10 protein-coding genes are annotated in these 11,832 nt (G+C 63.2%); 9 read left to right on the forward strand and 1 reads right to left on the reverse strand.

Annotation, left to right across the window (positions count from 1 at the left end; all coding sequences use genetic code 11):
• Nucleotides 1-64 precede the first annotated feature (64 nt).
• The 8 genes from E4O97_RS26455 to E4O97_RS26490 all read left to right on the forward strand — a co-directional run bounded on the left by E4O97_RS26455 (nt 65) and on the right by E4O97_RS26490 (nt 10,580).
• On the forward strand, nt 65-3,157 hold the full coding sequence (locus E4O97_RS26455; protein ID WP_248162825.1) for an ImcF-related family protein: 3,093 nt from the start codon (nt 65-67) through the stop codon (nt 3,155-3,157).
• Nucleotides 3,154-4,740, forward strand: coding sequence for a type VI secretion system protein TssA (tssA, locus tag E4O97_RS26460; protein ID WP_248162746.1), 1,587 nt, complete (start codon nt 3,154-3,156; stop codon nt 4,738-4,740). Before E4O97_RS26455 ends, tssA begins: the two co-directional genes overlap by 4 nt.
• Nucleotides 4,741-4,764: 24 nt before the next feature.
• Nucleotides 4,765-6,534: a type VI secretion system baseplate subunit TssF gene (tssF, locus tag E4O97_RS26465; RefSeq protein ID WP_248162747.1), complete on the forward strand. Its 1,770-nt coding sequence runs from the start codon at nt 4,765-4,767 to the stop codon at nt 6,532-6,534.
• The gene (gene tssG, locus E4O97_RS26470) at nt 6,498-7,595 is read left to right on the forward strand and encodes a type VI secretion system baseplate subunit TssG (RefSeq protein WP_248130680.1); all 1,098 of its coding nucleotides are present in this window, start codon (nt 6,498-6,500) and stop codon (nt 7,593-7,595) included. Before tssF ends, tssG begins: the two co-directional genes overlap by 37 nt.
• Nucleotides 7,576-8,112 carry a type VI secretion system lipoprotein TssJ gene (tssJ, locus tag E4O97_RS26475; RefSeq protein ID WP_065944078.1) on the forward strand — a complete coding sequence of 179 codons (537 nt, stop codon included), beginning with the start codon at nt 7,576-7,578 and terminating at the stop codon, nt 8,110-8,112. Before tssG ends, tssJ begins: the two co-directional genes overlap by 20 nt.
• Nucleotides 8,113-8,115: 3 nt before the next feature.
• Nucleotides 8,116-8,556 carry a type VI secretion system baseplate subunit TssE gene (gene tssE / locus E4O97_RS26480; protein WP_248162748.1) on the forward strand — a complete coding sequence of 147 codons (441 nt, stop codon included), beginning with the start codon at nt 8,116-8,118 and terminating at the stop codon, nt 8,554-8,556.
• A gap of 17 nt (nt 8,557-8,573) precedes the next feature.
• Nucleotides 8,574-9,305 carry a type VI secretion system ImpA family N-terminal domain-containing protein gene (locus tag E4O97_RS26485; protein ID WP_248162749.1) on the forward strand — a complete coding sequence of 244 codons (732 nt, stop codon included), beginning with the start codon at nt 8,574-8,576 and terminating at the stop codon, nt 9,303-9,305.
• 165 nt (nt 9,306-9,470) lie between these two features.
• Nucleotides 9,471-10,580: a P1 family peptidase gene (locus E4O97_RS26490; protein ID WP_248162750.1), complete on the forward strand. Its 1,110-nt coding sequence runs from the start codon at nt 9,471-9,473 to the stop codon at nt 10,578-10,580.
• Here the strand turns inward: E4O97_RS26490 and E4O97_RS26495 are convergent.
• Nucleotides 10,571-11,371 carry a LuxR family transcriptional regulator gene (locus E4O97_RS26495; RefSeq protein WP_248162751.1) on the reverse strand — a complete coding sequence of 267 codons (801 nt, stop codon included), beginning with the start codon at nt 11,369-11,371 and terminating at the stop codon, nt 10,571-10,573. The two genes, E4O97_RS26490 and E4O97_RS26495, sit on opposite strands and share 10 nt — an antisense overlap.
• Nucleotides 11,372-11,474: 103 nt before the next feature.
• Here E4O97_RS26495 and E4O97_RS26500 point away from each other — a divergent pair.
• Nucleotides 11,475-11,832 (forward strand): nitrilase-related carbon-nitrogen hydrolase (locus E4O97_RS26500; RefSeq protein WP_282445383.1); only part of this gene is annotated, 358 nt, incomplete at its 3' end.

Consider the following 11,832-nt stretch of genomic DNA (forward strand, 5'->3'; position numbering starts at 1 on the left):
CAAGCGCCAAAACCATCGAGAACAAGGGCTGGCGGATAAGGTTTATCCCGAGACAGATAAACAGATGACCTTGCCTCAAAAGCCGAGTGCGCATCTGCCAGAGTTGAAGGCTCACCTACGCGAGTACTACGGCCCCCTCTGGCGCCAAAAAGTCCGCCTCCTCCTGGTGATCGGCAACCCCGACACCGTCGAAGCCATCGCCCCCAACCTCACCACCCAACACTGGCTGGAAGGCCAAGGCACCGTCCTACTATGGGGCGGAAACGCCCATGAATCCCTGGAGCAAACCTTCACCGAACACTGGTCCGGCCTGAGTCGCTGGCGCTCCCTGGACGGCGTGGTCTGGGCCTTGGACAACACCCAGGCCGCTGACGATGCCGCAATGGCTACCGGTGTGCGCCAGTTAAAACGCTTGGCGCATCACGTAGGCTGGCAGTTGCCCTTGTACCTCTGGCAAGTGTGCGCCAGCACCTGGGAGCAAACCGGCCGTGCGGTGCAACCGGTGGGCTGTGTATTGCCCGAGCGTTTCAGTGCGCAGGAACTGCAGGAGCATTTGACCGAGTTGCTCACGCCGTTGCGCCGCGCCGGGCTGGGGCAGATGAATGAGACATTGGCCCACGATTTTCTGCTGCGGTTGTCGCGTGATTTGCAGGCCAAGGGAATTGCCCGTTGGCGGCAGGTGCTGGAGCCGCTGACGCCCGATTTTGCTCGGGGAGTGCCGTTGCGTGGGCTGTGGTTCAGCCTACCGGTGGCGCCGCTAAAGTCTGCTTCAAAAACCCACGACTGGTCCGCGCCCGCCCCGTGGCAGGGTGTGCTTGAGTATAACCGCACGGCTCGGCGTTTGGGCTGGGGCGTGGTGCGCGTCGGGTATGCGTTGGTGTTGGGCCTGGCGCTGTTATGGGGCGCGGGGTTGTTGCTCTCGTTCGTGACCAACCGCGTGCAGATTGGCGAGGTCGAGCGTTCGGTAGCGGCCTTGCAGCAGCCCGGCAGCGGCGACGTGCAGTTGACCGCGCTCAACGATCTGACCCGTGAACTGGCGCGCCTGGATTACCGCGCCAAAAACGGCGTGCCGTGGTATCAGCGCTTCGGCCTGGAGCAAAACCAGAACCTGCTGGCGGCAGTGTGGCCGCATTACGTGCAGGCCAATAATCGTTTGATGCGCGACCCGGTGGTGGCCAACCTGCAGGGCCGGCTCAAGGCGTTTATCGCCTTGCCGCCCGGCAGCGAACAGCGTGCGGGGGCTGCTGCTGGGGCTTATGAGAACTTGAAGGCGTACCTGATGCTGGCCCGGCCGCAAAAGGCCGACGCCACCTTTTTACGCAAGGCGCTGGTAAACGCCGAACCGGCGCGCAGCGGCGTGTCGACGGGGCTTTGGCAAGGGTTGTCGCCGGTCTTGTGGGGTTTCTATGGTGAGCAGTTGGCGGCGCACCCGGACTGGGCGATCAAGGCCGACCCGGCGCTGGTGGCCCAGGCCCGTCAGGTGTTGCTCAGCCAGTTGGGCCAGCGCAATGCGCAGGCCGCGTTGTACCGCAAAGTGCTCGACATTGCGGCCAATCAATACCCGGCGTTGAGCCTGCACGGCATGGTTGGCGAAACCGATGCCTCGGCGCTGTTCACCACCACGGCCAGCGTAGCGGGGGTGTTTACCCGGCAGGCGTGGGAAGGCCGGGTGCGTCAGGCCATCGATGAGATCGCCGAAGCACGCCGTGAGGAAATCGACTGGGTGCTCAGCGACAGTCAGACCGACATCGCCAGCGAGCTGACCCCGCAAATGCTCAAGGAGCAACTCACCGAGCGTTACTTCCAGGACTATTCCAGTGCCTGGCTGGATTTTCTCAACAGCCTGCGCTGGCGCAAGGCCGAGGGCATGGGCGATGTGATCGACCAGCTGACCCTGATGACCGACGTGCGCCAGTCGCCATTGATCGCGCTGATGAACACCCTGGCTTACCAGGGCCAGGCCGGCACGCGCACGCAAGCATTGGCCGATTCTCTGATGAAGTCGGCCAAAGACTTGCTCGACCAGGACAAGGTGCCGTTGATCGACCAGCAGAGCCAGGTACCGCGCAGTCCATTGGACGGCACCTTCGGGCCGCTGCTGACCCTGCTTGGCAAGGACGCCGAAGGCAAGGCCGACAGCGAGCGCCTGAGCCTGCAAGCCTTCCTCACCCGCGTGACGCGGGTGCGCCTGAAACTGCAGCAAGTGAGCAGCGCCTCCGACCCGCGGGAAATGACCCAAGCCCTGGCGCAGACGGTGTTCCAGGGTAAGAGTGTCGACCTTACCGACACCCAGTCCTATGGCAGCCTGATCGCCGCCAGCCTGGGCGCGGAGTGGGGCGTGGTCGGCCAGACCCTGTTTGTGCAGCCGCTGGCGCAAGCCTGGCAGCGGGTGCTGCAACCTTCGGCGGCAGGGCTCAACAACCAGTGGCGGCGGGCAATCGTCACCGACTGGCAGGGCGCGTTCGCCGGGCGTTATCCGTTCGCCAACACCACCAGCGACGCCTCGCTGCCGATGCTGGGGCAAATGATCCGCGCCGACTCCGGGCGCATCGAGCAGTTTTTGCAGAACCAACTGGGCGGCGTGCTGCGCAAGGAAGGCAGCCGTTGGGTGGCCGACCCGCGCCACAGTCAGGGGCTGCGCTTCAACCCGCAATTTCTGGCGGCGATCAACCAGCTCAGCCAGTTGGCCGACGTGATGTACACCGACGGCGGCATGGGCATGAGCTTCGAATTGCAAGGCCGACCGTCGCGCAACGTGGTGCAGACCAACTTCATTCTCAATGGCGAAGAGCACCAGTATTTCAACCAGCGCCAGGCCTGGCAGCGCTTCAACTGGCCGGGCTTCAGCGACGACCCGGGAGCGAGTTTGAGTTGGACCAGCGTGCAGAGCGGCGAGCGCCTGTTCGGGGATTTCGAGGGCACCTGGGGCCTGATCCGCCTGCTGGAAAAAGCCACCCTCACACCGCTGGACGACGGCGACAGCCGCTTTCGCATGGTGCTCAAGGCCCCGGATGGCCTGGACCTGACCTGGAACCTGCGCACCGAAATGAGCACCGGGCCGCTGGCCTTGCTGGCGCTGCGCAACTTCACCTTGCCGCAGCAGATTTTTCTGGCTGAGAGCACGGCGACGACTGCAACACAGGGGAACCTTGAATGAGCCTGCACACCCTGGTCACCCAATGCCTGGGCGAACGTGACGCCGTGGCCCTGGCTCGTCAACAGGCCGGGCCCTGGCAGGCGTGGCTGCAGCCGATCAGCAGCGACGCGCCCGCCGGCCAAGACCCCGGTTACGACGACGACTTCCAGCGTATGCGCGAAGAGGTCAACAAGCTCTCCGGCGCCGATGCCGAGCAGGTGGTGCAGTGGGCGCAGAAGCTGCTGGAGCACACTTGCAAGGATTTGCGCGTGGCCACCTATTACCTGTGGGCGCGCCTGCAAAAAGACGGTGAGGCCGGGTTGGCGGATGGCCTGACTTTGTTGGCTGCACTGGTGGAGCGCTATGCCGCCGAGGTGCTGCCGACGCGGCCCAACACCCGCAAGATGGCCCTGGAATGGCTGGCCAGCGGCAAGGTGTTGGACAGCCTGTCGCTGTACCCGGAGGTGGTGCGCAGCGAGGCCGAGCGTACGGTGGCGGCGCTGGCCTGGCTGGAGCAGGGGCTGCAAGCCTGGCCGGCGGATCAGCGCCCGGCGTTGGGGGCGCTGTATGACGCGTTGTCGGCAAGGTTGGCGCAGTCTGGCGGGGTGGATGCGCTGGTGCCGCAGCACAGCGCCAGTCATGAAACCAACCTGCACACGGCGGCGCCCGGCGTTACGACGATCAAGTCCGGGCGCGACCTGCTGGACAACGGTCGTGCGCTGGCCGGCTATTTGCGCGAGCAACCCCTGGGGTGGCTGGCGGCGCATCGGCTGATGAAAAGCCTGCGCTGGGACACCGTGCATCAGACGCCGCCGGAGGAGGCCAGTGGCACCACGCGCCTGACACCGCCGCGTGGCGATTATCGCGCGCAGCTCAAGCGCCTGTACCTGCAACAGGGCTGGTCGGAACTGCTCGACCAGATCGAACGCATGTACGCCGAGGGAGTGAACCATTTCTGGCTGGATTTGCAGTGGTACCTGTACCAGGCGCTGAGCAAGCAACCGGCGCCGCAGGACAGTTGGGCGGACATCGTCAAGCGTGACCTGGGGATGTTCCTTGAGCGTTTGCCGGGCCTGGAGTTGCTGCACTGGAGCGACGGCACACCCTTCGCCGACGAGACCACCCGTGACTGGATCACCCAGCACGTCAGCGGCAATCGCCCACAACAATGGCTGCCCGCGCCACGGGCGGTGCTGACCTCCGGCGACGCCGACATTCTCTCGCTGGAAAGCGAAGCGGTGGCCCAGGCCGACAGCGACGGGGTCGAGGCGGCGCTGGCCTGGCTGGCGGCGCGCCCAGGCGCGCAGAGCGGGCGCCAACGCTGGCTGTTGCGGCTGTTGATGGCGCGGGTTGCCGAGCAATACGGCAAGAGCGAGCTGGCGATGCACTTGCTGGGCGAGCTGGACGTCACCGCGCAACAGCATGGCCTGGCGGCGTGGGAGCCGGAGCTGAATTTTGAGGTCAAGGCGCGTCTGCTCAAACTGCTGCGCTTGAAAGCGCAACGCAACGATGCCGACAAACCCGGCCTGGCCCGGCGCACCGAAGCCTTGCTGGCGGCGCTGGTGACGATCGACCCGGTACGCGCCGCCGTGCTGTGCGGCTAACCCTTATTGAGCGGGAGTGTAGGTGTGAGCATGGATAATTTGACGCTGCGTTACTTTGATGCCGAGATGCGCTACCTGCGCGAAGCCGGCAAGGAGTTCGCGCAGGCGTTCCCCGACCGGGCGGCGCAACTCAACCTGGATAAACCCGGCGCCCAGGACCCTTACGTAGAGCGCCTGTTCGAGGGCTTCGCGTTCCTGATGGGGCGCCTGCGCGAAAAGCTCGACGATGACCTGCCTGAGCTGACCGAGGGGCTGGTCAGCCTGTTGTGGCCGCACTACTTGCGCACCATTCCGTCGCTGTCGGTCATCGAACTGGCGCCAGACCTCAAGCACATGAAGCACAGCGAGCCAATCGTGAAGGGCTTTGAGGTGCTGTCCCAACCCATCGGCCCGCAAGGCACGCGCTGCTGCTACACCACCACCCAGGCGCTGACCCTGCAACCGTTGGCGCTGGAGCAGGTGCGCCTGGCCTACGAGCCGGACGGCCGCTCGGTGTTGCGCCTGCGCTTTGCCTGCGGCGCCTTGACCGACTGGGGCGAGATCGACCTGAGCCGCCTGCCGCTGTACCTCAATGCCGACGCGGCGCTGGCCAGCGCCCTGCACCAGGCGCTGACCCTCAACACCCAGGCGGTGTATGCGCGCCTGCCAGGGCAAACCGAGCGCCAGGTGCTGCAGGCGCATTTCGCCCCCAAGGGGTTTGCCGATGAGGATCGCCTGTGGCCCAAGGGCGACAGCGCGTTCAGCGGTTACCAACTGCTGCTGGAATATTTCACCTTTCGCGAAAAGTTCATGTTCGTGACCCTGTGCGGGTTGGAGCGCCTGGCGTTGGCTGCCGGCACGCCCTGGTTCGAACTGGACGTGGTACTGCGCGAGGCGTGGCCCCACGAATTCAGCCTCAACCACGAGCACATTCGCCTGCATGCGGTGCCGGTGATCAACCTGTTCCCGCTGGAGGCCGACCCCTTGACCCTGGCGCCGTTGCAGACTGACTACCTGCTGCGGCCGATGCGTTTGCAGGACGGCCATACGGAGATCTATTCGGTCGACCGGGTCACCTCGTCGAAAAACGCCGAACGCCACGACTATGTGCCGTTCACCAGCTTCCGCCACAAGGGCGGGATGCTGCGCGACGATGCGCCGGAACGCTACTTCCACACCCGCTTGAAGCGCTCGGCCAAGGGCCTGCACGACACCTGGCTGATCCTGGGCGGCGAGGGCTTCGACGCGGACCGTTTGAACACCACCGAAAGCCTGTCCCTGCGCCTGACCGGCACCAACGGCCTGTTGCCGCGCAAAGCATTGCAAAGCACCTTGCTCGACACCGCCGTGCAATCGACCCAGGCCGGTCTGCGGGTGCGCAACCTGTGTGCGCCGAGCCTGCCGCAGTACCCGCCCAACCGGGATCGTTTCCATTGGCGGGTACTCAGCCACCTGGGCTCCAACTTCCTGCCGATGCTCGACAGCGCCGAGGTACTGCGCGGCACGTTGGCGCTGTACGACTGGACCGGCAGCGAGTTGAACCGTCGTCGCCTGGAGGCGATTGTCGATGTTCGCCACCATCTGGTTCAGCGCTTCGAAAAGGGCTTTTTACTGCGCGGCGTAGACATCGAAGTCACCCTGGATGCCAACGGGTTTTCGGGGGAGGGCGATATCAGCCTGTTCGGTGAAATGCTCCACCGCTTCTTTGGCCTGTATGCCGACATTCATTTATTCAACCAGCTCACGCTGATCCTGCAACCTACTGGAAAGTGCCTGCGATGGAACGAGAACCACAGTCAGCGTATTCCCGGCTGAAAGCCTCCGGTTTGCTGGACGCACTGGGCGGGCGGGTCGCGGAGGCCAACCTGTACCGGTTCTGCCAGTTGCTGGAACAGGCGTTGCCCGGTCACCCCTTGTTGGGCAGCACCGCCCACCCGGCGGATGACCCGGTGCGCTTTCGCCCCGACCCCGGCATGGGCTTTCCCGCCGGAGAGCTGCGGGCCATCGAAACCGATGAGTACCATCCCGAGCGCTCGGCCACGGTGCGCACGCGCCTGCTGGGGCTGTACGGCGTTGATTCGCCGATGCCCACCAGCTTCCTGGATGACATCGCCCAACGCCGCGAAGGCCATGAAGCGCTGGAGGCGTTTCTGGATATCTTCAATCACCGGATCTTTACCCAGTTCTATCGGATCTGGCGCAAGTACTCCTACCCAGCAGCCTTTGAAAGCGGTGGCCGCGACGCCACTTCGCAATGCCTGCTGGGGTTGGTGGGCCTGGGCATTCCCGGTACGGCGCAACAGGTGGCCACACCGATCTCGCGTTTTTTGGCGCTGCTGGGCGTGATGCGCCTGCCCACGCGCAACGCCGAAGGCATTACCGCGCTGGTCAAGCTGTTGGCGCCCAATACCCAACCCAAGGTGACACCGCACTGGCCGCGCAAGATTCCATTGGCACAGCCGGCGAGTCTGTCCTCCAGTCGCCCGGTGGGCTTGTCCCAGGGCACGCCGCTGGGTAGCGCCGGCTTTGATGCCAACAGCCAGTTGCACCTGGCGCTGTACACCGAAGACTTGAACGAGGCTCATGGTTGGCTGCCCGACGGCCAGTTATACAAGGACCTGCTGGTGTTATTGCGGGTGTACCTGGGCTGGCGTTGCACCGCGAAGTTGCAGTTGTCGCTGCCGGTGCGCAGCTTGCCCAAACCCGTGCTGGGCGGCCCACCGGTGCTGCTGGGCATGACCGGCGTGCTGGGCCTGGGCGGCACGGCCTGGCAGGTCGGCGCCGACGACACCATCACCATCAATCTGGGCCGCTATCAGGGCCTGCAAGGTAATCCCCAGTTCAGAGAGGCACAGCATGTCGCGTACCGTTTTTAATGCAGTAACAGTGGCGGTGCTCGGGGCACTGCTGGGCGGCTGTGGGCTGACTCAGAAGGTGACGGACGCCACGGTGTCCACGACCCAGTCGATCTTTTACAAGCAAGTGACGACCCTGCACCTGGATTTCACTGGCCGGGCGGCGATGAACACCGACGTGACCGACATGAGCGGCCTGTCGGTGCCGACCCTGGTGCGGGTGTATCAGTTGCGCGACGACACGCTGATCAACAAGGCGACCTATGAGCGCGTGCTGAGCGATGCGGACAACCTGTTGAGTGCCGATCTGCTGGACCAGCGAGCTCAGGTAGTGAAGCCCGGAGAGGGCGCGCAACTGAACATGCCCATGCATAAGGACGCGAAGTTTGTCACGGTGGTGGCGTTATTTCGCAACCCGGATACCGTCAAAAACACCTGGCGCCTCACCCTGTCCCGCGAAGACTTGGACCCGGACCAGGCGCGGGTGATCGAGTTGGGTAACAACCGATTGACGCTGCAAACACCCGTGGAGAAATAGCGCATGGGAGAGCTGAACCCCTCGCTCTACGAGATACTCCTGCAGAACTTCGACGGTGAACTGGACCTGCATCGCGTGCGCGAAGAAGACCAGCAAACCCTGTCGGTGCTGGATAACCTGCAACGCATCCTCAACAGCCGCGCGGGCTCGTTGAGCCACCTGCCGGATTACGGTTTGCCGGACATGGGCCAGATCCTGCAAGGCTTGCCCGCTTCGGCGCACGGGCTGATGAACACCCTGGTGCACACGCTGCTCAAGTACGAGCCTCGTTTGGCGGCGGTGCAGATCGAGCTGCTGCCGCAAGTCGTGCCGGGCCATCTGGAATATGCCCTCGACGTCCAACTCAAAGCGGGCGAGCAGGTAACGTTTGCTGCCACCCTGGCGCCCGAGGGCAAGGTGTTGGTACGCCATCTGAGACGGCAGAACTATCTGTCGAACCCATGAACCCTGAAGGAAGCGCAATGACGGCGTTATTGGAAAGACCGCTGCGAGTGGGCGGCGACCCGAGTGGCTTGCGTGAGTTTGCCTTGCTGCGTAATGAGCTGGCCAAATTGACGCATCCGGCCTGTCCGGACGTGGACTGGGCCCAGGTGGAGCAATTAAGCCTGGCCCTGTTCGAAAAAAATGGCGCCGACCTGCAAACCGCCGCTTGTTTTGCCCTGGCTTGCAGTCACCTGCGGGGGCTGGAAGGCATGGCCCAAGGCGTAGAGATGATCGATGCCGTGTGCCGCGCAGGCGGAAGTGTGTGGCCTCCCAAGGTGTTGGCACGCCTGGATATATTGGGTTGGTTGTTCGGCCAATGGCAGCGGGTACTGCGCAGCCTGGAAGTCCCACGTTCGGCATTAGCCGCTCTGGCCAATATGGACAAAAAGCTGGAGGGGCTGGCAAGGCTGTTGGTTAGTCAGAGGCATGAGCCGCCGGTCATGCTGCAAGCGTTACGTCAGCAGCTCGGTGGATTGATGCAGCGTTTGGCGCGTCGTACCGAAGCGGATGGGCGAGCGCCAGTCACCAGCCCAACGCCGGCGTTGCCGCCCTCAGTGCCCGTGGTGATTGTGCCAATTGAACCGCCGCCTGAGGAGCCTCCTGAATGCCTACCTGCCGGTGCGCCAGTGCGTAAGCGCACCCTGTTCTGGTGGCTGCTCGGGGTGGGTGCGATCATTGCCCTGACGTGTGGGGTCAGTTGGTGGATATAGCCGGTATCCACCTTTCTTCTTTTCGTGTTTGAACCCCGTGATCAACAAGTACAATCTTACTAATAACCTAACGCCCCGAGGGTAACCACAGGAGGTTATCGTCACGCATCCGCCGCCAACCTAGACTTCACGCACGTTCTTCACTCGACTATTGAGAGTTAAAACATGCGTTTACGAGACCTGGGCATCACCATTGGCACGGGCACCCCTGGGGCGTTCAACGCCATTACCGACGTGCCCGGCGTGCGCGTCGGCCATCACACCCTCAATGCCGAAAGCGCCGACGGCTCGATGCATACCGGTGTGACCGTCATCGAGCCGCGCCCGGTCGCGGCCCATCTGGCGCCGTGTTTTGCCGGCGTTCACGTACTCAACGGCAATGGCGATGCCACCGGCCTTGAGTGGATTCGCGAAGCAGGCTTGCTGACCACACCCATTGCCTACACCAATACCCACAGCGTCGGCGTGGTACGTGATGCACTGGTGGCCGCCGAACGTGAAATGGGCAAGCAACACACCTATTGGTGCATGCCGGTGGTGCTGGAAACCTACGATGGCATTTTGAGCGATATCTGGGACCAGCACGTCACCGCCGAGCATGTGCACGCCGCATTGGCGGATGCACACAGCGGCCCGGTGCAGGAAGGCTGCGTGGGCGGCGGTAACGGGATGATCTGCCATGAATTCAAAGGTGGGATTGGTACGTCGTCTCGCGTGCTGAGCGCCGAAGAGGGCGGCTGGACCGTAGGTGCATTGGTGCAGGCCAACTACGGCGTACGCAGCGCCTTGCGCGTGGCGGGTTACCCGGTGGGCAGCGTATTGCAGGACACGCCTTCGCCTTATGACGGGCCGGTGAACGTCGGCGTGCCTGGCATGGGGTCTATCGTGATCACCATCGCCACCGACGCGCCCTTGCTGCCCCATCAATGCACACGCCTGGCACAGCGTGCGAGTATCGGTTTGGCGCGGGTCGGTGGCGGCACCGAAGACGACAGCGGCGACATCTTCATCGCGTTCTCTGTAGGCAATACCGGCTTGCCGGTTGCTAATCTCGGGCAACCCGGCCCGCCGACCACGGCCTTACAGATGGTCAATAACGACTACATCTCCGCGTTGTTTGTGGCCGCTGCGGACGCCGTCGAGGAAGCAATTCTCAATGCTCTGTTGGCCGCCAACGACCTGCAGGGCCGTGGCCGACAAGCACTGGCGCTCAAACCTGAACAATTGCTGGCGGCGATGACGAAGGTGGGTTGGACGGCTGCTGTTCACTCCTGAGCCTGAAGGAACAATAGGAACAGCTCGGACTGGGATTTGATCCCCAGCTTGTTGTACATATGCTTGCGGTGAACCTTGACCGTTTCGGCAGAGATCGCCAGCTTGCGGGCGATCTCTTTGTTTGAGCAGCCGCTGAGCATCAGTTGCGCCACCTCGGCCTCACGGGTCGACAACGCCGAGCTGATCTGCAACGTCGGTGACAGCAGGCGCTCTTGCCAGTCTGTTGACGGCTCTGCTGCCGGCGCGCTGTTCGAAGCCTGTTCAAACACGCAACGCTGACGCATCAGCCCGGCCACCCAGGGCTGGATCAACCGCAGCAGGGCCAGTTGCTCCTGGCTGAAACGGCAACGGCTGCCCAACGACAGGCTCAGGGTGCGCTGGGGATCGAGTTGCACATTGAGGTGGACCTCATCGGCGACCACGTTCAGGCGAAAGTAGCGCTGGTAATAATCGGTCTGCTCAAAACACTCAGGGGCAACGTCGTCCAGTTGAAACAGCCCACTTCGCGGTGATTCACGATTGGCCAGGTAAAACGGATCGAGCAGGTAAAGCCCCTTGAGGTAGTCCTGGAACAGCGAGTCGGTGCCACCTTCCTCCGTAGGCGATTCAGCCAGTACCAGTGGCCTGCCAGGGTTGAAGATCAGTACCACCCAGCTGTCCACCGGCACATAGCGCCCGAGCAAACGCGTCATGGAGGCCCAGAAGTGCGGTTGGTCGAGGTTTTCGATCAGCCGCCCGACCGCGTCATGCCAGGCCACGTCCTGCAAGGTCAAATTGGTTTGACTACCCATTGCGGGGTACCCCATTGAAGTGATTTTTTCCCATTGCGCTGCACCCCATACTGATTTGAAGGCCCGGGTAAATTCGGGTTTGCACTTTGCCCAAGGACCTGCCATGAACATTGAACTCTTGCAGTTAGTCGGCCGCGACGGTGATATCGCTTATAACCTGGGACGCACCTTGGAGGCCATCGCCAACTGCGGCGCGGATACCGACTTGCTGGTATTCCCGGAAACCCATTTGATGGGCTTCGTCGGTGATGAACAACTGGCCAACGTCGCCGAGCCCCTGGACGGCCCGACGCTGCAAACCGTGCAGCAGGCGGTGCGCCAACGCAATGTGTCGGTTGTGATTGGCTTGGTCGAACGTGATGCGGACGCCTATTACAACACCTCGGTATTGATCACACCCGAGGGTATTGCCCTGCGCTATCGCAAAACCCATCTGTGGCCCTCCGAGCGCGCCGACATCA

The sequence above is a fragment of the Pseudomonas sp. W15Feb34 genome (assembly GCF_023127765.1).
Classification (GTDB): domain Bacteria; phylum Pseudomonadota; class Gammaproteobacteria; order Pseudomonadales; family Pseudomonadaceae; genus Aquipseudomonas; species Aquipseudomonas synxantha_A.